At 72.6% G+C, this 24,670-nt stretch carries 22 protein-coding genes and 1 tRNA gene; 10 read left to right on the forward strand and 13 right to left on the reverse strand.

Going from position 1 to position 24,670, the window contains the following annotated elements; genetic code table 11:
• Positions 1–16 precede the first annotated feature (16 nt).
• Positions 17–2,518 (reverse strand): putative bifunctional diguanylate cyclase/phosphodiesterase, encoded by a 2,502-nt coding sequence (locus QOZ86_RS07415; protein WP_284491313.1) that lies wholly within the window; start codon positions 2,516–2,518, stop codon positions 17–19.
• A 720-nt stretch (positions 2,519–3,238) separates the two neighbouring features.
• Here QOZ86_RS07415 and QOZ86_RS07420 point away from each other — a divergent pair.
• On the forward strand, positions 3,239–3,670 hold the full coding sequence (locus QOZ86_RS07420; protein ID WP_284491314.1) for a pilus assembly protein TadG-related protein: 432 nt from the start codon (positions 3,239–3,241) through the stop codon (positions 3,668–3,670).
• 57 nt (positions 3,671–3,727) lie between these two features.
• On the opposite strand, the gene QOZ86_RS07425 is transcribed toward QOZ86_RS07420, so the two are convergent.
• Positions 3,728–3,809, reverse strand: a tRNA-Tyr gene (locus QOZ86_RS07425).
• Positions 3,810–3,913: 104 nt separating this feature from the next.
• On the opposite strand from QOZ86_RS07425, the gene QOZ86_RS07430 reads away from it, so the two are divergent.
• Positions 3,914–4,405: a YajQ family cyclic di-GMP-binding protein gene (locus QOZ86_RS07430; protein ID WP_284491315.1), complete on the forward strand. Its 492-nt coding sequence runs from the start codon at positions 3,914–3,916 to the stop codon at positions 4,403–4,405.
• 30 nt (positions 4,406–4,435) lie between these two features.
• On the opposite strand, the gene QOZ86_RS07435 is transcribed toward QOZ86_RS07430, so the two are convergent.
• The 3 genes from QOZ86_RS07435 to QOZ86_RS07445 all read right to left on the reverse strand — a co-directional run bounded on the left by QOZ86_RS07435 (position 4,436) and on the right by QOZ86_RS07445 (position 11,253).
• The gene (locus QOZ86_RS07435) at positions 4,436–5,599 is read right to left on the reverse strand and encodes a tyrosine-type recombinase/integrase (RefSeq protein WP_284491316.1); all 1,164 of its coding nucleotides are present in this window, start codon (positions 5,597–5,599) and stop codon (positions 4,436–4,438) included.
• 127 nt (positions 5,600–5,726) lie between these two features.
• Entirely contained in the window at positions 5,727–9,386 is a 3,660-nt protein-coding gene (mobF, locus tag QOZ86_RS07440; protein ID WP_284491338.1) for a MobF family relaxase, read from the reverse strand.
• 454 nt (positions 9,387–9,840) lie between these two features.
• Entirely contained in the window at positions 9,841–11,253 is a 1,413-nt protein-coding gene (locus QOZ86_RS07445) for an IS1380 family transposase (RefSeq protein ID WP_284491317.1), read from the reverse strand.
• An 809-nt stretch (positions 11,254–12,062) separates the two neighbouring features.
• Between QOZ86_RS07445 and QOZ86_RS07450 the strand changes: the two genes are divergently transcribed.
• Positions 12,063–12,533, forward strand: a complete 471-nt coding sequence (locus QOZ86_RS07450; RefSeq protein WP_284491318.1) for a ZIP family metal transporter — start codon at positions 12,063–12,065, stop codon at positions 12,531–12,533.
• A 345-nt stretch (positions 12,534–12,878) separates the two neighbouring features.
• Here QOZ86_RS07450 and QOZ86_RS07455 read toward each other — a convergent pair whose 3' ends face one another.
• The 3 genes from QOZ86_RS07455 to QOZ86_RS07465 are packed head-to-tail and all read right to left on the reverse strand — an operon-like array spanning position 12,879 to position 14,811.
• On the reverse strand, positions 12,879–13,607 hold the full coding sequence (locus QOZ86_RS07455; protein WP_284491319.1) for a hemerythrin domain-containing protein: 729 nt from the start codon (positions 13,605–13,607) through the stop codon (positions 12,879–12,881).
• Positions 13,604–14,110: a COG4315 family predicted lipoprotein gene (locus tag QOZ86_RS07460; RefSeq protein WP_284491320.1), complete on the reverse strand. Its 507-nt coding sequence runs from the start codon at positions 14,108–14,110 to the stop codon at positions 13,604–13,606. Before QOZ86_RS07460 ends, QOZ86_RS07455 begins: the two co-directional genes overlap by 4 nt.
• Entirely contained in the window at positions 14,107–14,811 is a 705-nt protein-coding gene (locus QOZ86_RS07465; protein ID WP_284491321.1) for an SCO family protein, read from the reverse strand. Before QOZ86_RS07465 ends, QOZ86_RS07460 begins: the two co-directional genes overlap by 4 nt.
• A 118-nt stretch (positions 14,812–14,929) precedes the next feature.
• Between QOZ86_RS07465 and QOZ86_RS07470 the strand changes: the two genes are divergently transcribed.
• The 3 genes from QOZ86_RS07470 (at position 14,930) to QOZ86_RS07480 (ending at position 17,103) form a co-directional block, all read left to right on the forward strand.
• A complete protein-coding gene (locus QOZ86_RS07470) occupies positions 14,930–15,502 on the forward strand; it encodes a copper chaperone PCu(A)C (RefSeq protein WP_284491322.1) in 573 nt (190 codons plus the stop codon).
• 304 nt (positions 15,503–15,806) lie between these two features.
• Positions 15,807–16,337, forward strand: a complete 531-nt coding sequence (locus tag QOZ86_RS07475) for a MauE/DoxX family redox-associated membrane protein (RefSeq protein ID WP_284491323.1) — start codon at positions 15,807–15,809, stop codon at positions 16,335–16,337.
• Positions 16,321–17,103 (forward strand): DsbA family protein, encoded by a 783-nt coding sequence (locus QOZ86_RS07480; RefSeq protein WP_284491324.1) that lies wholly within the window; start codon positions 16,321–16,323, stop codon positions 17,101–17,103. The genes QOZ86_RS07475 and QOZ86_RS07480 overlap by 17 nt, the downstream gene beginning before the upstream one ends.
• A gap of 11 nt (positions 17,104–17,114) precedes the next feature.
• Here QOZ86_RS07480 and QOZ86_RS07485 read toward each other — a convergent pair whose 3' ends face one another.
• From QOZ86_RS07485 to QOZ86_RS07500, 4 genes are all read right to left on the reverse strand, one after another.
• Positions 17,115–18,194, reverse strand: a complete 1,080-nt coding sequence (locus QOZ86_RS07485) for a hypothetical protein (protein WP_284491325.1) — start codon at positions 18,192–18,194, stop codon at positions 17,115–17,117.
• Between the two features lie 175 nt (positions 18,195–18,369).
• On the reverse strand, positions 18,370–19,092 hold the full coding sequence (locus tag QOZ86_RS07490) for a YcnI family protein (protein WP_284491326.1): 723 nt from the start codon (positions 19,090–19,092) through the stop codon (positions 18,370–18,372).
• Between the two features lie 30 nt (positions 19,093–19,122).
• A complete protein-coding gene (locus tag QOZ86_RS07495; protein ID WP_284491327.1) occupies positions 19,123–20,871 on the reverse strand; it encodes a copper resistance CopC/CopD family protein in 1,749 nt (582 codons plus the stop codon).
• A complete protein-coding gene (locus QOZ86_RS07500; RefSeq protein ID WP_284491328.1) occupies positions 20,868–21,518 on the reverse strand; it encodes a zf-HC2 domain-containing protein in 651 nt (216 codons plus the stop codon). The genes QOZ86_RS07495 and QOZ86_RS07500 overlap by 4 nt, the downstream gene beginning before the upstream one ends.
• A gap of 56 nt (positions 21,519–21,574) precedes the next feature.
• Here QOZ86_RS07500 and QOZ86_RS07505 point away from each other — a divergent pair, with 56 nt between their 5' ends.
• The 4 genes from QOZ86_RS07505 to QOZ86_RS07520 all read left to right on the forward strand — a co-directional run bounded on the left by QOZ86_RS07505 (position 21,575) and on the right by QOZ86_RS07520 (position 24,166).
• Positions 21,575–22,114 (forward strand): sigma-70 family RNA polymerase sigma factor, encoded by a 540-nt coding sequence (locus tag QOZ86_RS07505; protein WP_284491329.1) that lies wholly within the window; start codon positions 21,575–21,577, stop codon positions 22,112–22,114.
• Positions 22,115–22,150: 36 nt separating this feature from the next.
• Complete coding sequence (locus QOZ86_RS07510; RefSeq protein WP_284491330.1) at positions 22,151–22,810, forward strand: sulfite exporter TauE/SafE family protein; 660 nt, start codon at positions 22,151–22,153, stop codon at positions 22,808–22,810.
• A gap of 202 nt (positions 22,811–23,012) precedes the next feature.
• The gene (locus tag QOZ86_RS07515) at positions 23,013–23,405 is read left to right on the forward strand and encodes an ArsR/SmtB family transcription factor (RefSeq protein WP_284491331.1); all 393 of its coding nucleotides are present in this window, start codon (positions 23,013–23,015) and stop codon (positions 23,403–23,405) included.
• On the forward strand, positions 23,402–24,166 hold the full coding sequence (locus QOZ86_RS07520) for a cation diffusion facilitator family transporter (RefSeq protein ID WP_284491332.1): 765 nt from the start codon (positions 23,402–23,404) through the stop codon (positions 24,164–24,166). Before QOZ86_RS07515 ends, QOZ86_RS07520 begins: the two co-directional genes overlap by 4 nt.
• On the opposite strand, the gene QOZ86_RS07525 is transcribed toward QOZ86_RS07520, so the two are convergent.
• On the reverse strand, positions 24,140–24,670 hold a 531-nt coding region (locus tag QOZ86_RS07525; RefSeq protein ID WP_284491333.1), incomplete at its 5' end, for an IS1634 family transposase. The genes QOZ86_RS07520 and QOZ86_RS07525 overlap by 27 nt on opposite strands.

A 24,670-nucleotide genomic window follows, 5' to 3' on the forward strand; every position in this document is an offset into this window, starting at 1 on the left:
GGCGCGGGGTCCTTCTTCAGGTCCGGACGAACAGCCGGCGGTGGGTGGCTCCCGGCACGGCCGACCGGACGCCCGTGCGCGCCAGCAGCCACTTCTCCAGCCGGTCCTCGGGCAGCGGCCGGCTGATCAGGAAGCCCTGCAGCTTGTCGCAGCCCATGGCCGTCAGCTGGTTGCGCGTCATCTCGTCCTCGACGCCCTCGGCGACCACGCACAGCCCGAGGTTGTGCGCCAGCTCGATGATCGAGCGGGCGATGAAGGACTCCCCCTGGCTGGTGGCCATGGTGAGCACGAAGGACTTGTCGATCTTCACTTCGTCGATCGGCAGCTGCCGCAGCTGGGACAGCGACGAGTAGCCGGTGCCGAAGTCGTCCATCGACAACCGCAGACCTAGGTCGTGGAGGTCGTCCAGGACCGAGCTCTCACGCACCTCGTCGTCGACGACGCTGCTCTCGGTGAGCTCGAGCACGAGCAGCTCGCCCGGGACGCGGTGGCGCTCCAGGGCGGCGCGCACCCGGTCGACCAGGTCCGGCTCGGCCAGCGAGCGGGCCGAGACGTTCACCGCGACCGAGAGCGCGATCCCCTGGTCCAGCCAACGGCGGCAGCGGGCGAGCGCGAGGTCGAGGACGTGGTCGGTGAGCGCCCCGATCCGGCCGATCTGCTCGGCGAGGCCGATGACGTCCTCCGGCGGCACGGCGCCGTACCGCGGATGCGTCCAGCGGACCAGCGTCTCCACCGACACGATGTCGGAGCTCTTGGCGTCGATGACCGGCTGGAAGACCACCTCGATCTGACCGTCCGCCATCGCCTGCTCCAGCTCGGTCCCCAGCTGGAGGCGGCGCAGGCTCTGCTGGTCCATGACCGGGTGGTAGCTGGCCACCCCGCCGGAGGCGCCGGCGGCGAGCAGGGCGACGTCCGCCCGCTGCATGAGCGCACCGACCTGGGTGCCGTGCACCGGCGCGGCGACGACGCCGATGGTGAGCGAGACCTCGAGATCCAGGCCGGCGACCCGGACCCGCGTGGCGGCGGCCTCGCGCAGCCGCCGCGCGGCCCGCTCTGTCTCGGCCAGGGAGAGGTCCGGCAGCAGGACCGCGAACTGCTCGCGCTCCATCCGGGCGAGCAGTGCGCGCGGCGGGGCGTGCTCGCGCAGCAGGCCGGCGGTGACCAGCAGCAGCTCGTCACTGGCCGCGTGACCGAGGGTGTCGGTGACGTCGGCGTAGTTGCCGAGGGAGGCGAGGATGAGCCCGGCGCGGGCACCGGCCGGTACCGCGGAGAGCAGCTGGTCGATCTCGGCGGCGAGTCGCTGCCGGTTCGGCAGGCCGGTGAGCCGGTCGTGGTCGGCGTCGAAGCGGATCCGGGTGAGCAGCTGCTGCTGCCGGATGGCGGCGTTGACGTGGGTGAGCATCGAGTCCAGCGCACCGCGCTCGCTGGTGCCGAAGGTGACCAGGTCGCTGCGGCGGTCGCAGACCTCCAGGTAGCCGGGCTCGCCGGCCGCCGTCGTCACCGGGGCGCCCAGCAGGTCCGAGACGCCGCGGCGGGCCAGCGCCGCGGCCTCGGACCGGTCGGCACGGGCGGCGCAGACCTGGATGACCCCGTCGGTGGAGAGGACCGCCCGGCGGCGCAGCGGGTCGTCGGGATCCCCCGGCCCGTCGTACCAGTGGGCACCGCTCTCCGTGGCGACGACGAGCCGCGGGCCCTCGTCGAGGTAGGGCGGCAGCCACAGCGCCACGCGCTCGGCGTTGAGCAGCTCGCGCACGGCCTGCACGATCTGGCGGGTGCCGGCCTCGTCGGGCCGCACCTCCTCCACCCGGCGGGCGAACTCGTAGACCTGCTGCAGCGAGTTCCCCTCGCGCGTGACCGCGGCGAACCGGCGGTAGAGCAGGACGAGAGCCACGGCGAGCGGGGCGATGATCACCCACGACCACGGGGTCGCGTGCAGGAGGAGCAGGATCGCCAGGCCGATCAGCACGGCGACCGGCGAGACGAGGACGACGGGGACGAACAGACTGGTCCACAGAGCGCGCCCGGAGTAGCCCTGCGTCAGGACGATGGCGCCGGCCACCATCACAGCGGCGACGGCGTTCGCCGCGAACACCGCCACCAGGCACGAGACCCACGTCCACGGTTCCGTCACGTCCCCGACAGGCAGCAGTCCGAGCACGAAGACGGCCACAGCGGTGTCGATGATCGCGACGGCCACGTTGAAGACGAGCTTGGCACGCGAGAACCGCTGGATGCCGAGCACGACGCCGACCGCGGCGGCACGCGTGACCGCGGTCCACACGCCACCGATCTCCAGCAGCGCGATGACGAACGCCAGTTCGCTGGCCGAGTTGACGAAGCTGTGGTGCCGGAACTCGATGTGGACGTTCACCCACTCCGCGACCACCGCGGTCAGGAACACCGCGAGGAGCACCGGCACGTCCACGGAGAGCGGGCCGCGCTCGACGACCGCCACGCCGAGCGGCACCGCGATCGCCAGGGCGATCACGGCGACGCCCCAGGGGCTACGGGTCGTCACCGGTAGACGTGCAGGCTCGCGTACGTCCTGCTCGGGCACCTGCACTGGACTCCCCGGATCGATGGGCGGGCGAAGGCTAACAGCGACCTTGGTCACCACGACCTCTTCGGACCTCGGAGAAAGGACCCGCCCGCCCATGACATCGGCGCGACGAGCCTCTGACACGAGTCGGGGCAGCCACCCCTACGAGTGACTGCCCCGCTGGCTCGACCGTCGTCGAGCGTGGTCAGGAGATGCCGCGGCCCCACTTGACGCCGCGGCCCCACTTCACACCGCGACCCCACTTCACGCCTCGGGCCGACTGCGCGTCTCGCTGCATGCTGCTGTTCATGGCGACTCCCTCTGAGCACGACTGACTGGCTGTAGCGGCAGCCATCCACGCGCGGGGGCAGAGCGTCGTCGAATACGGACCGCGCGGGAGACATTCGTTCCCGTCACGGGTCGCGGCAAGCATTCGCGCGATGACGCGCCGTCACAGTCGCCGAGTCGTGACCAGACGCAACTCTGATCACACCGTCAGTCACCCCGAGCCGTGTCGCGATAACCCGCCGACCTCCGACTCTTGCCGTCCGACGACGGGCCATCGATGCGCGACCGGCGTCGGCGTCGTCCACAGGCTGTGCCCGGCACCGCCGGGTCGGGTGAACCGCTGTCCACACTGTCCACAGATCGTGTCCACAGGTGGTGGACAACCGTCGCCGGGTGCTTACCCTCCCGGGCGTGCACCCCAGTCAGGACGATAGCCAGCGCGGCTCGACGCTGCCGTTCGTGCTGGTCTGCTGGCTCGTGGCCGCCCTCATGGTGTTCGGTGCCATCGCCGCCTCCGATGCGTTCCTGGAGCAGCAGCAGGTGCAGTCGGTCTGCGACAGCGCCGCGCTGGCCGCCGCGAACCAGGCCGACGAGGCAGCCGTCTACTCCCGCGGCGTCGGGGCCGAGCTGCCCCTCACCCGCGCGGCCGCCCAGGCAGCGGTCGCCGACCAGCTCGCCGACGGCGGCACCCGGCTGGACAGCTGGTCGGCGGAGACCGACGGCGCCGAGGTGACCGTGCGCTGCACCCGGCACGTCGAGATCGCGTTCGGCTGGCTGTTCCTGGGCGGGCAGCCGCTGGAGCGCACCGCCGTCTCCAGCGCCCGCGCACCCACGCTGCCCTGATCAGCACCGGAACGGCGACGGCCCCCGACCGCAGGTCGGGGGCCGTCGTACCAGGCGTGGCGGGTGAAGGATTCGAACCTTCGTAGGCTAAGCCGACGGATTTACAGTCCGCTCCCATTGGCCACTCGGGCAACCCGCCGTGTTTGGTACCGGGAGAGAGTAACAAGAGGACGGATACACGGGAGACGGGTCCCCGGCGACGCGACCGATGCGCCGGAACCCGTCCGGCAGGAGAGGACGGACATGGCCGACGCATCCTTCGACGTCGTGAGCAAGGTCGACCGGCAGGAGGTCGACAACGCCCTCAACCAGGCGGCCAAGGAACTTTCGCAGCGCTTCGACTTCCGGGGCACCAACGCCACCATCGCCTGGGCCGGCGAGGAGGGCGTGACCCTCCAGGCCGACACCGAGGAGCGGGTCGCGGCCGCGCTCGAGGTGTTCAAGGAGAAGCTGGTCAAGCGCAGCATCTCGCTCAAGGTCCTGGACGCCGGTGAACCGCAGGCCTCGGGGAAGAGCTACAAGATCGGCGCGACGATCAAGCAGGGCATCGAGTCCGACGTCGCGAAGAAGATCGCCAAGCTGATCCGCGACGAGGGCCCCAAGGGCGTCCAGGCGCAGATCCAGGGCGACCAGCTCCGGGTGAGCGGGAAGAAGCGCGACGACCTGCAGGCGGTGCAGCAGCTGTTGCGCGGCGCGGACCTCGACGTCGCCCTGCAGTTCGACAACTACCGCTAATTACTCGCATCTTTGCAGGTCAGCGACTCGTCAGAGTCCCTCGGTCCGCAGGGAGTCCGCAGAAGCGCCCAGCGCGGCGGCCATGAGGTCGCCCGCTGCGGCGCGCGTGCGGTCCTCGGCTGTGGGCCAGAGGTGGGAGTAGACGCCGAGCGTGATCGTCGCCGAGGAGTGCCCGAGCGCCCGCTGCACGGTCACCACATCGCATCCCGACGCGATGAGCCCGCTCGCGTAGAAGTGCCGCAGGTCGTGAAGCGTGTACCCGCCCAGCCCGGCCGCCTTGCGGACCTCCCGCCACTGGTGGCCTGCCGAGTTCCGGTTCAGCGGCTGCCTGGCATTGGCGATCATCCAGTCACCCTGCTGGACTCCCGCTCGCTGCACGTGCTGGGCCAGCAGATCGACCAGCTCCGCCGGGACGTAGACCACCCGCTCGGAGCCGAACTTGGGCGCCACGACCTCGGTCGTCACGCGGTTCTCGCCCTGCAGCTGCCGACGGACGACGATGGTCCGACGCAGGAAGTCGACGTCCTCCAGCCGCAACCCGGCCGTCTCGCCCAACCGGAGCCCGGCGAAGGCGCAGACGGCGATGAACGGCCGGAACCACACCGGTGCGACGCTGAGTGCGCGCCCGACTTCCTCGATAGCGGGGATCGTCATGGCCGCCGACGCCTTGCGCGCTCGTGGCAGCGGCACGCCAGCCGACGGGTCCGATTTGATGATCCGGTCGACAACGGCGGCCCGCAGCGCCATGTGGACGTAGTTGTATCGAGTCCGGATCGTGCTGGGGGCAAGCCCGGACGTACGGCTACTCGCCGGCTGGGACATGACCTTGACCCACTGCTGCACGTGCGAGGGCCGAATCTGGCGCATCGGTACGTCAGCGAACGTCACCGAGTCGGCCGCCTGCTGAGCGGCAAGCGTCGTGCCGCGCTCCCATACCTGTCGGCCGGACCACGCCTTGAACCAGACCTTGAAAGTGATCTTCCCCGCCGCCGGGTCGACATAGTCACCGGTGACTATCGCCGCGGTCTGCTCATCGAGCCACCGCTGGGCGTCGACCTTTCGCTTGAAGTGGCGAGCATGCTCCTTCCCGTTCTCGTCCCGGTATCGCGGCCGATAGGTCCCGTCGGGTCTCTTCGCGATTGACGCCACTGCTCGTCGCCTCCATCCCCGTGAGCCCTGGGCCTCGCCGCCCACCGCAGTCTGAGCTTCGCTACTGACTGGAAAGCTGTCATCCCGAGTGCAGCCTTGTTGTCCGGCTTCCGCTCCGCCTGCCGGGAACAGCGCATACCTCCGCGTCCCTGGTAGGCGCCATGGGTGGACCTCATCGCCCGATGCCTGGACCAGCGGCAGTGCGCCGCGTGAGCAGCGCGAGGTCCTCGGGCCGCGGGAGGCGAACACCCGGTTCGGGTGCAGTCGGCAGCGGGGCAGCCGATCGGTGTGCGGTCGGGTCGGCGTCCTGGTGTGCGCACCAGGTGTCCCGCTCGTGAAGCAGGCGGTCGGCTGGCTGGCCGAGGAGAGCCGGCTCGGCCGTAAGACGCGCGATGCGGGCGCGGACGACGGCCAGTTCGGTGTGGGCGGCGGCGATGCGCCGGTCGGTGTCGGCCAGCCGCTCCGCCGGGTCGAGAGTCCAGGCGAGGTGCCCGATGCGGGCGAGCCGGTTCTCGTGTTGCCGGCGGGCGTCGGCCACCGCGGCTCCGGCGTGCCGGCGGGTCGCCTGCGCGGTGGCTGCGGTCGCGCGCAGCTGAGCGTGCTCCGGGTGAACGTGTTCGGCGTGGTGGCGGGCGTAGGAGTCGAATGCAGTCCACAGCCGCGGTCGGTCGTCGGACCGGTCAGCCAGGGGTGCGATCTGCTGCGGGTCTGTGGGCATCGCCGGCAGGTAGGGCCGCCAGGCGTCGGCCCAGTCGACCAACTGCTCGCCGGCCCGGTTCACCGCCGCCCGCCGAAGGTGGAGCCGGCCGGGACCGTCGAGCACGACCTGCGCGGCGCCGCGGGCAGCGTCACGCCCGGCGTCCCAGCTGTGAAGCAGCGTGTCGCGGATCCGGTCCGTCTCGGCGGTGACGGCCGCGCCGCTGGCGTCGGCCCGCGCCGTGGCCTGCCGGGCGTCGATTCCCGTCTGCCGATATGCCTCGGTCAGCGCGGTGAGCTGGTCGGCGTGGGCGGTCTCGAGCGCGACGATCTCGCGCAGCGCGTCCCGGCGCGGCAGGTCGTGGGCGAGCCGGTCCAGGCAGCGTTGCTCGGCCGTCCACGCGGAGTGCAGGTCGGCGAGCGCCTGCTCCAGCGGGCGCTGCTGGGCGTAGCGGGCGGCCTCGGCGGCGGCCAGTCGGGCGGCGTGTGCCGGGCCGAGATCGGCGCGGTCGCGGGCGAACACCGCGAGCCACTGCTCCCGCGCCTCGGCGGGGTCGGTCGCGACGAGGTGGGCGGTGTTGGTCTCCCGGCCGCGGGTCATCCCGACGTAGGCCGCGGCGGCGCCGGTGTCCTCGCCGACCACCAGGTGCGCGGCGGTCACGGTGTCGCCTTGGGTGCCGTGCGCGGTAGTTGCGTAGGCCAGTTCCACGTGCGCGGTGACGTAGTGGGCGGGCAGCACCCGCACTCCGTTGCCGGCCGGGGTGACGGTGGGGGTGACAGATGCGCCCACGCCGTCGGTGGGGGTGACATGCGGTGTGCCGTCGGGGGTGACGAGCAGCCCGCCGCCCGGGTCGACGCCGGTGACCGTCCACACGTCGCGGTTGGCGACCTCGTGGTGGCGGTTGTTGCGGCGGGTGGCGATCCGGTCGCCGACGCCGATCCGCTCCCCGGCCCCGGTGACCACCGCCGCGACGTCGTCGACCCGGCCGTCGGTGACGAGGCGGTCCCGAACGGCGGCATTGACGGCGGCGGCCTGCTCGCGTGTGGCGACCACCACGGCCACGCGCTCGCCCGCGGTGTAGCAGTCAGCCGCGCCGGCGGCGAGCGTCTGCCGCAGCGCCTGCGCGTCGGGGTGCAGCCGGATCTGCCCGCGGGCCAGCAGCGCGTCGAACACCTTTCCGGGGTTCGTGCCGGCGCGCATCGCGAGGGTCAGGTCGGCGTAGTCGGTGTCCGGGATCGTGCGGCCGGTGGCGTCGGTGCGGGTGAAGCGGTGCACCTCGACCAGGGTCAGGTGCCCGGTCGGGTCGACCTGACGCGCGGCGAGGTCGAGGACGCCACCGCGGCCGACCGCCGGCAGCTGGTGCCGGTCACCGAGCAGGGCGACGTGCACCTGGCATTCGTCGGCGATCGTCAGGAGGGCTCGGGCGGTGTCCTGATCCAGCATGCCCGCCTCGTCCACGACGAGCAGGTCACCGGCCCGCAGCCGCGCCCCGTCGGCCGGTCCGGCATACGCCCGGCCGGTGACCGGATCGGTGTGGCCCACGGGCAGGCGGGTCCACGCGCCGTCGTCATTCCAGCGCCAGCCGTACTCGAAGGCCAGCCGGGCCGCCGACCCGGCGACCGCGCCGACCTCCGCGGCGGCGACCTTGGCCGCCTTCAGCGTCGGGGTGACGACGACCAGCCGGCGCCCCTGCGCGGCGAGCGCGTTCCTGGTGGCGGCCAGCGTGGTGGTCTTGCCGGCGCCGGCCGCGCCCTCGATCACGACCAGGCGCCGCCGGCCGGTGAGCGCCGCGAGCGCTGCGGCCTGTCCGGGATCCAGCCGGGTGGCACCGGCTGCGATGTCGACCGGCGGTGTCAGGTCGGTGCCAGGGACGCCGGCCCAGCGGTCGGTGCCGCGGGAGGCGAGGCGGGCGGTCAGGTCGGCCTCGACGGCGAGAACCGGTCCTGAGGTCCAGGCCCGGATGTGCTCGGGCACCCCGGCGCGGTCCAGCAGCGGCACGCACCGGCCCACGGTGCGGGCGGTGAGGTCTTCGGCGAGCTCGATGCGCACCGCCGGGTCAGTGACGACGCCGCCGGCGGCCAGCAGCTGCTCGACCTCCCCGCGCACATCGGCGGCGTTCCACGCAGACCGGGCGGCGGCCAGCCGGGCCAGCACCCGCTGCACCACCTGCTCCCGGTCCAGGCCGCCAACCGCGGTGGGCGTCAGACCGACGGGAACATTCCGGTTGCGGTACCCCAGGGCGACCAGCTCGGCCAGCCACCGTGCCGTGAGGTCCTCCCCCGACTGGGGCAGCACCTTGTCCGGGCGGCCCGCTGCCCACGCTCGCGCGTCCCAGGAGCGGCGCAACGCCGGGCCGGGGGATTCGCCGAGATGCGCCGCGGCCCATTCCCGTTCGTACTTGTCGATGTTCCGAGCAATCTGCGCGGCCCGCGCGCTGAAGGCGCCCACGTACTCCGCAAGCTGCCGGATCTCACCATCAGCAGCCAATGCATACCCGTGCGCGGCGAGCGCGGCCCGGAACTGCGGGTCACAGGCGACAGCGGCGTGACCGATACCGTTGATTGCGGTGAGTGAATCGCGGACGCCGACCGTGTGCAGGCCGCGCCATTTCCCGGCCGCGAACACCCGGGCGTTGATCTGCAGGTGCAGATGGCGGTGCGGATCCCCGGCCCGCGACGTGTAGTGCGCCACCGTCACCGCCTCGGCCACCTCCACCGGCACCTGCACCTGCCCGCCCCGCGGACCGACCCGGCTGGTGGCGTGTTCCCCGAGCCAGCCGATGATCTGCTCGGCCGCCCGGGCTTGGGCCGCGTCATACGCCGTCGCGATGTCCGGATGCAGCGCGGCCGCCAGCGACCACGTCTTCGGACCGTTGACCACCACCTCGACGAACCGCACCGCACGCCCGTCGCCGCGCAGCTGCCCCCGCGGCTCGCCGGTGCCCGGGTCACGGCCAGCCACCCACGTCTCGTAGGCATCGCCGGTCAGCGGCGCCAGCTCGGTCACCCGCCCCTCGGTGACGCTGAACCGGCGGGCGACGCCGGTGCCCTCGGTGAGGTAGTAGTCGTCCGCCCGGCCGCGGTCGGCCTCCACGTAGTGCCGGGCAGCCGCCGGCGCGCCGGCGTAGATTTTCATTCCGCCGTGCATCTTCAACGCCACCCGACAATGACCAACACATGACCCCCACAAATGCGGATGGGCCCCGCAAAACGGGGCCCGACCTACCTCCGAAGGTAGCATGCGTGCCGTTCTTCAGTGAAGGGTCCAGTGTTACCGGTAAGGGTTGGACATTGCAGAGAAAGGGTCGGCGTAGCGGTCGGTTCATTGGTGCTCTGTGGCAGTCCTTGATTGCTTTCAGCGATGCTGACGGTTGTAGAAGACCATGACGTTGGGTTCGCGACGTGCGTCGGTTCGCCGTCATTAGCCCGGATCTTTCGTCCGCCCGCCGATGATCATCGGAAGGCGGCTCGGCGGGCCGCGGGAGGGTGATTTTGGCATTGGGGTGTGATGGTTCGGCCGATGTCGCTCGGGTGGGCGCCGGTTCCACGGTCCGGGGTGGTGCGGGGTCGTCGGGACGAAGGCGCCTGGGTCAGCCGGCAGCGGCGGCAGGTGCCGCGAGGAGGTCACGTAGCCGGCCGACGGCGTCGCGGACGACGACGGCCCACGGGTGGTGCTCGGCCAGGTGCAGTAGCCGGCGGCGGCCGCTGTGAGCGAGGGTGGCCGGGACGGTGAACAGCCTGGTTCGTAGGCGTTTGGGTTCCCACCGTCGAGCGGCGGTGTCGGTGAGGGCGAGCATCTGCATCCAGGCCGTGAGCGCACAAGCCAGGGCGACGATGGCGCACCAGATCTGGTTCTGGTTGAAGTCGTGCAGCGGCAGGTTCATCAAGCCGGTGTCCTTGGCGCAGCGGATGCGGTCCTCGGCGCGGGCGCGGCGGCGGTGCCGCAGCTCGAGGTCGGGCAGCTGGCCGCGGGTGCTGTTGGTGGCGAAGGCGGTGACCCGCAATCCGTCGGCGTCGGTGATCCGCAGCTGCGCCCCAGGATGGGGGCGCTCTTTGCGGGCGATGACCCGCATGCCGGGCGGCCAGCCGGTCAGGTCCAGCAGCCCGGTGAGTTCGGCGACCCAGGCGCCGTCGCGGATCTGGTCGTTGGCGTCGTAGGCCGGCGTCCAGACATCGTCAGGGATCTTCTTCAGCAGCTCGGCGGCGTTGGCCGGCAGCCCGAAGCCGATCGAGTAGGACAACCGCTGCCCGTGGCACCAGTCCAGGAACTTGTGGCTGGCCCCGGCCCCGTCGGTGCGGATCAGCACCTTCCGACCGGGTCGGGTGCCGGGCCGGTGCCCGGGCAGCTGGGCCAGCGCCTGCTTGGCGACGGCGATGTGGTCGGCGGCGGTGTTGGAGCCGGCGTTCCCCGCGCGCAGCAGCACGGATAGGGGTTCCCCGCTGCCCTCGTGGCCGTGGTCGACGAACGAGCACAGCGGGTGGTGACCGAACCCGCGCTTGAACGTCGGTGCCGCCTGCTCCTTCTCCGAGTGAGAGGTGACCAGCGTGGCGTCGATGTCGATGATCAGCGGCGCCGCGGCGTCGGCGGCGTGGTCGGGGGCGTGCTCCCCGGCCAGCCCCCACACCGCAGCCCGCGCAGCAGCGCGCGCTGCGTTGATCGCCTTCAGCGCCGCGGGTGCATCGGCGGCCAACGCGTCGATGCACCGGGAGACCGTCGGATCGGAGGCCACCCGGCCGAAGACCCGAGGTTCGGCGCGCAGCAGTGCGATGTCGGCCAGGCAGTCCCCGCCCACCGCCAGGGTGAGCGCCAGGTCCAGGACGACCTTGCCGGGGTCGTGGATCGCCAGCGGCTTGCGCCACGGAGACAGCGCCGCCGCCATCGCCGCGTCCAGACCGCTGGCCCGGACGGTCTCGGTCAGCAGCACCCCACCGGCCTGACCGACCGCTGGTACGTCGGCCGTGTCGACCGTGAGGCGGGGATAGAAACGGCTACGCTTATTCACCTGGAAGGTGCTCCTTGAACGGCTCGGACAGGTCCCTCGACAAGACCCATCCTTGCTGGTCAGGAGCACTTTCCAGTTGATCAACACCCAGTCACGATGCCTTCCCGTGAAAGCCCCGGGTTAGCGGCTTCCTGGCTGACGGTCACGTGGATGTCGAGCGGCCCGGTGGTCGAGGCCGCTTTCCGGACAGGAGGCGTCCAGGTGGTCCTCCCCGTGCGGGATAGCTCACCCGGGCGGGTCTTTACAGGGCCGCGCTTGAGGGGCACGTGTGTTGTCCCGCGGTGTCCCCGTTGAGGTCGGCTTCCGGCACCACCTACTGAAGGACCCCGAGCCGACGACCCGAGCGGGTCGAACCTCGCCGCCAGTCTTCAACCAAGTGTCGCGCATCCGGCGCCGATCCAGATCCAGCCGGGATGCTCGCGCACACCCTGTCAGACCGGCCAGGCGCCGCTGATCTCGGCCAGCGCCGCGACGCAAACAGCAGCAGCGAGCGCCTGACGGCATGCTGCCCATGCTGCTAGGTCGGACCAGTGACGATTTCGGGCATTAACTCCTCAGTCTCAGCCGCGGCGGGCTGGCTGCGGGGCTGGCGGCGGCGGTCGTTGTTGTCCTCCGTGCCCACCAGTCGACGATGCGGCCGCCGCGGACGGTGAACCAGTACACCTCCCGGGCGTCCCGGAAGACGGCGGGCCTCTAGCTGCTTGTTGTCCTCGACGCCCACGCCGCCAGCCTCCCGCAGACCGGATCCCGGATGGTGACAGATCGGCGACCGGCCGTGTCGTTCCGCGGCAAGCGGGCATCGCCTCGCCGTGGATGACTACCTGCTCGTACTGGGCTTGGCAGCGTTGCCGGCGGCCGGCAACTTCGTCGGGGCGGTGCTGTCAGAGACCCTGAACGTCTCCGAACGCATGCTCAGCCTCGCCCTGCACCTGGCCGGCGGAATCGTGCTGGCCGTCGTCGGCCTGGAACTGATGCCCGAGGCGCTAGCGGCCACGCCAGCGTGTGTGCCGATCCTGGCCTTCGTCGCCGGCGGCGCGTTTTTCGTCCTCCTCGACCGGACGCTGGGCTTCGTGCAGGCCCGGCTCAACCTCGGGGAGAAGGCCAGCGGGCCGCTGGCCATCTTCTCCGGGGTCAGCCTCGACCTGTTCAGCGACGGCGTGATGATCGGCACCGGCACCGTGCTCAATCCCGCCCTGGGCCTGCTGCTGGCCACCGGGCAGGTGCCGGCCGACCTTCCCGAAGGGTTGCCGCGGTCGCTTCGCTGCGCCGGGCGGGCCTAAGTCGCGGCCGGCGGCTGCTTCTGGCCGGTGGCTTTGCCATCCCGATTTTCCTCGGCGCCACCCTGGGCTACTTCGCGCTACGCGACGCACCGGAGATCGTCACCCTCTCGGTACTCGCGCTGACCGGCGGCGCGCTGGCCACCGTCGTCGTCGAGGAGATGATCCCCGAGGCCCACGAAGGCGAGACTTCCCGACTCGGCGCCATCTTCTTCACCGCTGGGTTTGCAATCTTCGCCGCCATCTCGGTCTACGTGGCGGTGTGATCAGCGCTCGCCGGCTTGGGGTAGGACCGTCGGGCCGTGCGACGGACGAGACGGCGAAGCGCCGCACCGCCGGGCGCAGCGGTCAGGGGCCGTCGTCGTCCGGGGTGAACGCCGCGAGATCAGCGACGCCCAACTGTTCCTCGATGCCGGCGACCCGGTCCAGCATCTGCTGCAGTGCGGCGTCGCCGTAGTGGCTGTTCTCCAGGTCGGCGAACCGCTCGGCGAGCAGATCGAGTTCGCGCTGCGGTGTCCCGAGCCGCAGCGCCGGGTAGATGACGGTGTCCTCCCACGCCTCGTGCGGCTCGTACATGCGGACGAACTGGCCGAGCATGGTGCGCAGCCGGTCGCGGGCATCAGCGCGGGTGAGGTCGAGGGCATCGGCGCGATAGATCCGGGCGGTGAGGTGTCGGCCCCGGTCATGCTGGATGAGCAGGGTGCGGACCAGGTCGGGATGGGCCGCGCGGACCCGCGGAAAGACGTAGGCCTCCTCCAGGCCCTCGTGGAAGCTTTCCACGTAGTCATAGACCAGCCGGGCGGCGTCGACGACGGCGCCGACCGGCGGCGTGACGCCGGCGGTGAGCTGGTCGGCGGCGGCGCGGTAGACCAGCAGGATCCGCTTGAGCACGCCGTGCTCGGTCATCAGCTCCTCACCCGGCGACGGCGGGCGGGGCGCCGCGTCATCGTCGGCGGCACCCAGGAGGTGTACCGCTTGGGTGCCGCCCACGCCGGCGACCAGGCCTGCGGCGCCGGTGAGCAGGCCGCGGCGGCTGAGCGAGCCACGTCCCACCCGCGGGATCGGGTCGGCGGTCACGGCGTCGCCTCCGGGTCGGTGGTCAGCGGCTGCCCGGCCGCGCCGAGCACGTACCAGGGGGCGCCGTTGAGCAGCAGCGCCTGGCCGTACGCGGTACCGGGATCGACATCGCCGGCGTAGCGGTACAGCGGATAGCCGCCGTAGGTGACGACCTGCCCGCCGGTGTTCGGATCGGGCAGCGTGCCCAACAGCCCGGGGTCGACCTCGTCGCCGGCCGTCGGGGTGACCCCGTCGGCCACGGCCAGCGGCGGCCACGATCCCGCGCACGGCCCGGTGCAGGTGACCTGCGCGCGGGCGTCGGGCGGAAACATGTACAGCACGAAGCCCTCGCCGTCGGCGAGCACCGGCCCGAGACCTGCGACGTCGACCAGGCCGACCTCGGCGGCGGGAGCGGCATCCTGCGGCAGCACCGGATCTCCCGCTGGGCCGGCGTCCTCACCGCTGCAGCCGGCGGCCAGAACAGCGCCGAGGAGCAGGACGGCGACGCGGACACGGCGGCTCACAGGTCGCCCACCAGCCGGGCCAGGTCGACGCGATAGTCCTCGGAGGTGCTGCCGGAGGTCCAGACCAGACCCGCGCGGCCGTCGACGAACGCCAGCGTCTGCGCCCCGTGCTGGACGGTGACGGTGCCGTCGGGTCCGACCTGGGGCGGGGACAGGGAGACGCCCATCGACTCGGCGACAGCGGTCACCTGCTCCGGGGCCGCGGTCAGCCCGACGAAGGGGGTGGCCAGCCCGCTGTCGAAGTGGTCGAGCCAGTCGGTCAGCACCGCAGGGGTGTCCCGTTCGGGGTCGGAGGTGATGAACACGACCTGGCTCCGTTCCTGCACCTGTTCCGGCGTCCGCTGCAGCGCGATGCCCAGGTCGGCCATGGTGGTCGGGCACACGTCGGGACAGTGGGTGTAGCCGAAGAAGACCAGCATCACCCGGTCCTGCTGCAGCTCGCCGAGGGTCGTCGTGCCGCCGGCGGCGGTGGTGAACACGGCGCTGGCCGCGGCGTCGGTTAGCGGCATCGGCTCGGACAGCGCGGTGCCGCGGAAGCTGGAACCGACGTCCTCGGCTGCGCTAACCGTGGCCGGCGCCGAAGAGGTGTCGCCGGCGCCGCAGCCGGCCACCAGCAGACCGGCCGCGACGAGCGCCGCCGCGGCGCCCCGGGCGCGGCTGTGGGACACCCACCCGGCGAGACGGACAAGAGAAAGATGCATGCCCTATTCGTCGCTTCACGTACCGCCCGGGTTCCCACGGACAACGTTCGAGTTCCGTCCTCGGGCAGTCGCGGGGAACTCCACGAGGGCCGGGAACGACTCCTACTCCATGTCCTCCGTGTTCTCCCGGTCCCACCTCGCCCTGTCGGCCATCGCTCCCGGAGCGGCCTTCGTGCTGGTCGGACTCGCCTCGGGCTGCGGGAGCGCCCGGCCCGCGGCCGACCCATCGGCTTCGTCGTCCTCGGTTCCGGCCGGGCCGGCAGGCCTCGCAATCAAGGACGTGCAGGCCACGATGGGCGACCTCACGATCGGCGACGGGTTCGTACGCGAACCCGCGTCCCCTTCGGTGGCCGCCGCGTACCTGACGATCGTCAACGACGGCGACACCGACGACCGGCTCGTCTCGGTCACCAGCGACGTCGCGGGGATGGTGATGCCGATGACGGAAGTGTCCGAGGGCGGGGCGGGCACCATGACCGGCCTCGACGAGGTGGTCGTGCCCGCGGGCGGCGCCTTCGAGTTCCGCCCGCGGGCGGCGCACCTGATGCTCGAGCCGCTGAACACCGTGCCGGCCGCCGGCGACACGGTGACCCTCACCCTCACCTTCGACCGCACCGGTGCCGTTGACGTTGGCCTGCCGGTCGAGCCGATCGGCACGGCCGTGGACCACGGGGAGGACCGGACCGGCTGACGCTCCGCCAGTGGATGCAGTGCAGAGACCGGATCTGGTCGCTGCGACCGGATCTGGTCGCTGCGCAGCGGCGGACGGAGGCCGCGATTCGCCCCGCCCGCCCGGGTGACGGTCCGCAACCCGTCTCATCAACCCAGCCGCTGAGCACTGCGCTGATCTCAACCAGGCTGACCTGCCTGGATGTCAAGCCCGGACACGACGGCGGCGTGGCCGACGGTGCCCAGACGGGGAATCCCCTGGGAAAAAGTGTGCGAGCCGTCGCGCGGGCGGGAACTCCGCCGGTCCGGCGAACGACCATTCCGACATGACGATGCTCGTCCCGTGGGTGGGCACCGGCTGCCGAGCCGTGCTCAGCGCCGTGCTGCTGATCGCCGGGGTACTCAAGCTGCCCGATCCTGCGGCGGCCGGGCGGGCGGTGCGCGCCTACCAGTTGTTGCCCGAGCCGCTGGTCGCGCCGATCGCCTTCGGCTTGCCCGTGCTGGAGATCGCCCTCGGTCTCCTGCTGCTGCTCGGCGTCTTCGTACGGGCAGCAGCGGTGGGTGCGGCGGTCCTGATGGTCGTGTTCCTCGCCGCAGTCGTGTCCGCGTGGGCGCGGGGGCTGACTATCGACTGCGGCTGTTTCGGCTCCGGCGGGCAGGTCGACCCCGACGACACCGCATACCTGAGCGAGATCGTCCGCGACCTGGGCCTGCTCGCGCTGGCCGCCGTCCTCGTCCGCCGGCCACGTTCCCGGTTGGCGCTCACCGACCGCGCCGCACCGCCGTCCGACACCGACACCGACACCGACACCGACACCGACACGGTCCCAGGAGACACCGATGCCGTCCGGAACTGACCGATCAACGGGCCACTCCTCGCGGCAGACGGCGCGCGAGCGGATCGCCGCGAAGCGGGCGGCGGAGCGGGCCGCCGCCGAGCGGGCGCGCCGCCGGCGCAACCGACTGGCAACTGGGCTCGTGGTCACGGCGCTGGTGGTGGCGGCGGTCGTGGTCGCGGTGGTCGTGCAGTCCGCGCGCACCGACACCTCCGGCGCCGTGACACCGGCCAACACCGCCGCGGGCACCGGCGGCGCCGCCTTCGTCGCCGGACCGGCCGACGCGCCGGTGACCATCGATGTCTACGAGGACTATCTCTGCCCCGCCTGCCGACGGTTCGAGGCAGACGCCGGCGACGAGCTCGCCCGGCTCGCCGCCGAGGGGACGGCGCGGGTGCGCTACCGCCCGGTGGCGATCCTCGATCGGCTGTCCGACGACGACTACTCCACGCGCGCGGCCAACGCGGCCGCAGTCGTCGCCGACGCCGCCGGCGTCGAGGCCTTTCTCGAGTTCGCCGACCTACTCTTCGCCAACCAGCCCCCCGAGGGCGGCCCCGGGCTGTCCGACGAGCAGCTGATCACGCTCGCCGCCCAGGCCGGCGCCACCGGCGCGGACGTGGAGGCTGCGATCCGCGAGCTGCGCTTCGGTGACTGGGTCGAACGGGTCACCGACCAGGCCAGTCAGGAGGGCCTGACCGGCACGCCCACGGTGCTGGTGGACAGCGACCCGCTGACCACCCCGACCGCCGAGGCACTACTCGCGGCTGTGGATGCCGCGTCCGGCTGACCCGCGCTGAGCTACTCGTCGGGCGGGGTGGCCGGCTGCGGTTCGCGGAAGCGGCGGAGCGCAGCCAGCCCGCCGGCCACCAGCCCCAGTCCGAGGGGCACCAGCAGCGCGACCGCGATCCGCGCTGCCCAGGCGGGGCCGTTGGACAGCACGTTGGCCAGCCGCAGCACCTCGATGTGGGAGAGCCCCTGCAGCAGCAGCAGCCAGCCCACCATGACGGCGGTCAGCCCGGTCGTCGCGCCACGTCCCTGGCGCGACGCGCGCCAGCCGACCCCGGCCACCACCGCGGTGATCAGTGCCGTCAGCATCGCCGTGGCGATCGCTCCCGCGTGCGTGCCCTGGCTCACCGGCGGCTCCGGCGTCGCCGCCGCGTGCCAGAGCGCGGCTGCGGCGCCGACGGCCAGCAGCGCGCCCAGCGGCCGCGGTCCCCTGGCCAGCAGACCGGCGGCGACGGCCACCAGGGTGATCGCCGCGTAGGCCGGCCATCCCGTCCAGGGCGAGAGCGGCGGCTCCCAGGTCAGCGCCCCGCGCACGGTCACCTCGGTGTCGCCGTGCACCAGCGGCACGGCCCACTCGAAGACGGTGTGCGCGCGGTCGGGATCGGCCGCGACCATCGGCGGCAGGACGCCCTCGCCCATGAAGTGGATGCGGTGGTCGTGCCATGCGTAGGCCGGCTCGGTCGACACCTGCTCCCAGTCCGGGGCGGCTGTCGCCGACGCGCGCGCTGGCAGCTCCACGTCGGCGTAGCGGTCTTCGTTGATATAGGTGGCCGGGCTGTTGCGATTGCGCCAGACGCCGTCGGGACCGATGCGCAGATAGGGCTCGTCGGAGTAGCCGGGCACCAGCACCTCGGTCGAGCCGCGATTGGCCAGCTCGAACTCATCGCCGAAGGAGAGCACCCGTACCTCGACCCCGGGCATCGCCGGGGTGACGGAGGTGACCCGGCCGTCGTAGTTGCTGGCTGCCGCTCCCCCGCCGGTGTGCGCTAGCGCGGGGTCGGCCAGGCCGAGCACGGCCAGCACGCCAGCGGCGACCACGAGCAGCCGGGCAAGCAGACCACCGGCAGTCATTGGGTGGACGAGCACGGTCATGCTCCGGTGACGATGCCGAGCTCACGGGCAACGGCCTGGGCGCGTTGTGTCGGAGGTGATCCGCGCCTCGTCGTCCCTTGCCTACAGAGGCAACGGCGAGCACGGCCGTCCCCGGGCCTCGACCGCCGGCCCGCCGGAGGGGGGCCGGCGATGAGGCGGCTGCGGACGGAGCGACTCACGCAGATGCGGTACGGCGGCGCGCCGCCCAGCCGAGGGCGAGACCGCCGATCCCGGCGAGCACGCCGATGATGGCCAGGACCAGCGCCGTCGTCGCCGTGGCCGAGCCGCCGTCCGCGGCATCGGCGCTGGCATCGGCGCTGGCCTCGGCCTCCTCGGCGTCGACGAGAGCGTCGTGGCCACCGGCGTCGCCGCTGAGGGCCAGTACCGGGGCCGGGGACTCGGGCTCCGCGCCGTCCACAGTGGGCTCGATCCAGGCCGACTCGCTGCCGTCGCTGTAGGTCTGCACGACGGGGTAGCTGAGTGTCTCGGCGTCGGGCAACGGGCCGCCGGACAGCGCGAACTCGCCGAACTCGCCCGGCCCGATGCCGGCGCCGTCCTCGGCCCGGAACTCGACTACCGAGACGTACCCGGTGATGTCCTGGCCGTGCGCTTCCAGCGGTTCGTCGAGCTGCTCGGTGGTCATGGTGACGTTCCACCCGGGCAGGGGCATCGCACGCAGGGAGGCCATGGCCGCCTCCTCCGGGATGGAGATACGCAACGCGACGGTGCTGGCGGTGTCGCTCTCGTTGGGCACCCGGAAGGTGAGTTTGCCGTAGCCGCCGGGCTCCGCGTCCTGCGACGAGACGCTCACGTGGGCGGCGGCGACGCCGGCCAGCGCCAGCAGAGTGGTCAGGACGGCGGCCAGGACGACGGCGAGCCGGTGGATCGTGCGGGACACGGGTGCTCCTTCTGTTGTTTCTGTGTGGGGTCAGCGCACCGGGAAGGTGGTGCGCGCGGTCGTGGCGGTGAACTCGTCGAGCCGCACGGTGACGGCGAGGGTCCACGTGCCGGCGGTCGGGATGGACATGCCGTCGCCGATGTAGTGGCCGGGCCCGGCCGGTTCGAGGTCGACCTCCAGTGGGCCGATCTGCTGCTGGGGCTCGGTGAGGGTCACCCGGATGGCCTGTGGCTGGGTCAGCCGGTCGTTCTCGTCGAACAGGTAAACGTGCAGCGTGTTCGGACCCGCCTGGGCCGGAACGACGGACAGCTGGACGGTGCCGTCGGTGCCGGCGGCCCCCTCCAGGGCCAGGGTGGCGTCCACCGGGTCGGCGACCGCCGAGCGTGCCGGCGGGGTGCCCGCCAGCACGGCCGACAGCAGCAGGACGACGGCCACGACCGTCCCCTCCAGCAGCACCGACCGGCGGAACGGGACGACGTCTTCGACCGCGGCGTCGGCCTGCGCGGCGGCCCGCGCCTGCGCGGCCACCTCGAGTGACTCGGCTTCGGCGGAGAAGGCGTGCGCGGTGACCCGCCGGCCGCCGCGGCGAGGCCGGGGGCCGCCCAGGTGCTGCTGTACCCACACCCGGGCCACGCCGGCGGCGCCGAGCACGAGCAGGACGAGCGCGACCTTGGCCACCAGCACCCAGCCGTACGTGGTGGTGAACAGCGCGGCCGGGGTGCCGACCTCGCGCACGGTCTGCACGACACCGGTGAGGACGAGCGCGGCCACCGAGCCGAACGCCAGCCGGGAGAACCGCGGCAGCGCCCTCGCCAGATCACCTGCCGCTACGCCCGGCCGGAGCAGCCCGGCCAGCAGCGTGACCAGCCCACCCAGCCACAGGGCCATCGCGGCGACGTGCACCGAGGTGACGACCACGGCGAGCACCGGCATGGCGCCGGCGACCGGGTGTCCGACGGCGGCTGTGGTGGCTATCAGCCCCAACGCCAGGACGGCGCCGGCGATCACGGCGGCTCGTCGTGGCGCGAACCGCAGCGCGGCCAGCAGCAGGAGAGCGAGCACGACGCGGGCCAGCAGGGTGCGGCCGTAGGTGGAAGATGCCGTCGTCGCGAGCAGGTCCGGTGCGGCGAGCGCGCCGAGGCCGCTGCCGGCCGCGTACGGACCCTGCAGCAGGAACATGAGCAGACCGCCGGCCGCGATGGCGGCCGCGCCGGCGGCGGCGAGCCGGCGCAGGCGGGCAACCGCCCAGCCGGCCGGCCAGCACAGCAGCAGGAACGCCGGGACGCCGAGTCCCAGCGCGAGGCCGGCGAAACCCAGCCAGCGGGCGCCCACGAGCAGCCCGGCGACGAACGGGTCGCTGTCGTCGGCGGCGTCGGCCAGGGCCTGGTCGACCGGCTCGGCGTCGCCGACCACGAATCCAAACGCGCCACTGACTGGGTGCGAGTCGGCCGAGATCACCCGGTAGGTGACAAGGTAGCCGCCGTCGGGCAGCTCGTCGCGAAGCGGGATGGTCACCGTGTCGCCCTCAACCGCCGGTGCCCCGGTGTCTACCCGCTCGGCGTCGCCGTCCAGCACCCGCGCGTACCCGGCCCCCAGCGAGACCGCCTCGCTGAACTGCAGTCGTACCTCGGTCGGGGCGGTGTCGAGCTGAGCCTCCGCCCCCGGCGTCGTCGAGACGAGCTCGGCGTGCGCGGCGGCGGGGCCCGCGGTGACGCCGAAGGCCAGCAGCCAGCCGACGAGGGCCACGCCGACGGCACGTGCCCGGGCGGTTCCGGTCACGCGGCCGCCCGCCGGCGGGCCACAGCGAGCGCCGACCGCTGCCGGGGCGGACGTCCGCGCCACGCCACGACGCAGATGAGCACGACCCCGGCCAGCAGCAGCAGGTGGACGAGCGCCCGGTCCAGGTGCACGTGGCCGGCGGCCAGGTCGGCCACCGTGGTGGCGAGCAGAAAGACGGTGAAGGCGCTGAGGAACGGCAACGAACCGGCCGCCCACCGCGGCCGGGCAGCCACGGCGACGAACGCGACGGCGAGCGCGGCGTTCCAGGCGCCGGTCTCGTGCGCCATGTGCAGCGGCGCGCTCATCGCCGCCGTGCCGCTCATCAGCGCAGGCCAGGCCAGACCGGCCTGCGCCACGGCGACGGCCACCAGAGCCAGCCGCAGCGCGCTGCCGACCAGCCGCGCGCGAGCGGCTGCGCGCACGCCGGGCATCTCCTTCGGCAACGCGATGAGCACCCTGGCGGTCAGGTCGGGCACCGGTGGCGCGGAGGTCAGGCGCGCGCGGCGGGACACCACCGCTGCCTCGGCCGCCCAGGCGGCGCAGCCCGGACAGGCGGCGAGGTGCCGGTCGAGGGCCGACTCGGACATGCCGAGCGCCTCGCCGTCGAGGCGCGCCGACGCCGCCTCGCGGAACGCGGAACACTGCATGGTGAAGTAGTCGTCACGGGGGGGCGTCCGGTTCCCGGTCTCATGGAGGGAGTTCGGTGGACGAGCTGGAACCGTTCGCCGCGGCCGCCGCCGATGGCGACCCGCTCGCCGCCGCCTCCCTGGTGCGGGCCACGCAGTCCGACGTCTGGCGGCTGTGCGCCGCGCTCGGCGACCGCCAGTCGGCCGACGACCTGACCCAGGAGACCTACCTGCGGGCGTTCGCCGGGCTGCACCGCTTCGAGGGCCGCTCGTCGCTGCGTACCTGGCTGCTCGCCATCGCCCGGCGGGTGTGCGCCGACGCCGTCCGCTCCCGCCGCCGGCGGCCGACCCTGGTGCGCGCGGTCGACGCCGCCGACATCGAGATGTCCGACGGTGCCGACCGGGTCGGCGAGCAGGCCGCCGTCGACGACCTACTCGCCCGGCTCGACCGCGACCGGCGAGAGGCCTTTGTACTCACCCAGCTGCTCGGGCTGCCCTACGCCGAAGCCGCCGCGGTGGCCGGGTGCCCGGTGGGCACCATCCGGTCACGGGTCGCCCGGGCACGCACCGACCTCATGGCGGCCCTGGGCGCGGCGGACGACGCGGCGCTGGGCTGACGGCGCGCCGGGCCGGGTGCTGGTGCACGACTTCCGGTGAGCGACCTGCTGCTGACCCTGCTCGCCGCGTCGGGTGCGGCGTTCGCGCTGGCCGCGCTGTCCGCGGTCGCCGGCTTCGGCGGCGGAGTGCTGCTGCTACCGGTGTTCATCGCCCTGTTCGGCCTGCGGGTCGCGGTGCCGGTGCTCATCCTGACCCAGCTGGCCAGCAACGGCAGCCGGGTCTGGTTCAACCGCACCGAGCTCAACCGGCGGCTCATCGCGCGGTTCGCCGCCGGCGCGGTGCCGTTCGCAGTGCTCGGCGCCCTGCTGTTCGTCACCGTCCCGCTCGAGCCGCTCAAGCGTCTCCTGGGGGTGTTCCTGCTCGTCGTCGTGGCGTGGCGGCGGATCAACCCGCATCCGCGCAGGCCCTCGGACACGGCGTTCGTCGGCGTCGGCGCCGCATCGGGCCTCGGGTCGGCGCTGCTCGGTTCGGTCGGGCCGCTGACCGCGCCATTCTTCCTCTCCTACGGACTGACCCGCGGCGCCTACATCGGCACCGAGGCGGCGTGCGCGCTGCTCATGCACGTCACCCAAGACCGCCGCTTACGGAGCCGGGGACTTGCTGTCGGTGCCGGTGCTGCTGCTCGGGCTGGCGCTGGTGCCGGCGACCACCGCCGGCGCGTGGATGGGCAAGCGGATCGTCGGCCGGATCAATGACCGGACGTTCGTCGCTCTGGTCGAGGCCGGGCTGGTCGGAGCCGGGCTGCTGTTCCTGTCCGGCGTCTGAGCAGCGGCTTCCTGCCCGTCCCGCTCCGCCCAACGGCCACCAACGAAACCGAGGCGACACCCACCGCAGCCTCCACACACCAACGTCCGTTGCTATGTTGCTGTGAGCGCGACCGGGATACGAAAGGAACCGATGAACGGCGACACCTGCGAACTGCTGTGCCTCGACCTGCCGCACGCCGAGGCGGTCCGCGCCGCACTGACCGGTGAGGAGCAGGCTCGGGCGCTGGCCGCACAGGCGAAGGCGTTGGGCGATCCCACCCGGCTGCGCATCGCCGCGGCCCTGCAGCTGGGCGAGGAGCTGTGCGTGTGCGACCTGGCCTGGATCACCGAGCTGGCGCAGAACCTGGTGTCGCACCACTGCCGGGTCCTGCGCACCGCCGGCCTGTCCACCTCCCGCCGCGACGGCAAGTTGGTCATGTACCGGCTCACCGACGCCGGTCACCGGCTGCTGACCGCGGTCAGCGGATCGCCGGCGCCGCTGCCCGCCGGCACCGCGGAGGCCGCAGGGCAGGCGCTCCGGTGAGCGTGGTCCACGCCCACGCACACCCGGCGCTGACCGACGCCGAGCGGGCCCGACTGGGCCGCCGGGCGCGGCTGCTCGCCGGCACCAGCGTCACCTACAACGTCGTGGAGGCCGTCGTCGCCATCTCCGCCGGGCTGGTCGCCGGCTCGGTCGCGTTGATCGGGTTCGGGCTGGACTCGGTCATCGAGGTGTCCAGCGGGCTGATCATCCTGTGGCAGTTCGCCCACCGGTTGCCCGAGAGCCGCGAGCGGCAGGCGCTGCGACTGATGTCCGTGGCCTTCGGCCTGCTGGCCGCCTACGTCGGCGTCGAGTCGGTCCGGTCGCTGATTGTGGGCGCCGACCCGCACACCTCCCCGGTCGGCATCGGGCTGACCGTCGCCTCACTAATCGTCATGCCGTTCCTGTCCTGGGCGCAGCGGCGCACCGGCAAGGCGCTCGGATCCGCGGCCGTGGTTGCCGACGGCACGCAGACCGCGCTCTGCACGGCGCTGAGCGCCGCGGTGCTGACCGGGCTGCTGCTGAACGCGACGCTGAGCTGGGGCTGGGCCGACCCGGTCGCCGGCCTCATCGTGGCCGCCGTCGCCGCCCGGGAGGCGGTACAGGCATGGAAGGGAGAGGGCTGCTGTGCCCCGGCTCGGCCCGGCGTCGGCGGTCTGCCGGCGGAGGACGGCTGCAGCTGTGCCGACGGATGCACCGACGCCTGCTGCGCGCATGACCCGACTTTGATCATTTGCTTAGTGCGTGACTTCGACCGGCGGTAGCGCATCGAGGATGACCCGCTGAGCTGCGGGAACGGCGGGGTGGAACGTCTGGGTGGCGCCGTTGATCGCGACCGTGGCCGAGCGCAGCGGCCGCAGCTGGCGGATGACGTTGCCGATCGCCAGGCCGGTGCGGTTCTGAACCTCGCGGGCCACGGCCAGGGCGGTGAACACGACGGTGAGGTGGGCCTCGATGGCGTCGCGAGTGTGGTGGAACATCGGCCTGGCCCGCAGATCGGTCTTGCTCATCCGGAACGATTGCTCGACCCGCCACAGGTCGTGATAGCTGCCGATCACCTCGGCCGCGGGCATGAGATTGGCGGGGATGTTGGTGACGTAGCCCTTCAACCCGACCAGGCTCTGCGCTCTGGCCAGTGCGGTCTCGTCCAGGGATCGGGCACCGTTGCTGGTCTTGACGAACCGCGGCGTGCGGGCCGCGCGTTCGCCGTCGACGACCTCCCGCGCCCGGGCCTCCTGCAGGGCGAGGGTCTTGCGGTCCCGGGCTGC

This window comes from Blastococcus capsensis, assembly GCF_030165005.1.
Classification (GTDB): Bacteria; Actinomycetota; Actinomycetes; order Mycobacteriales; family Geodermatophilaceae; genus Blastococcus; species Blastococcus capsensis.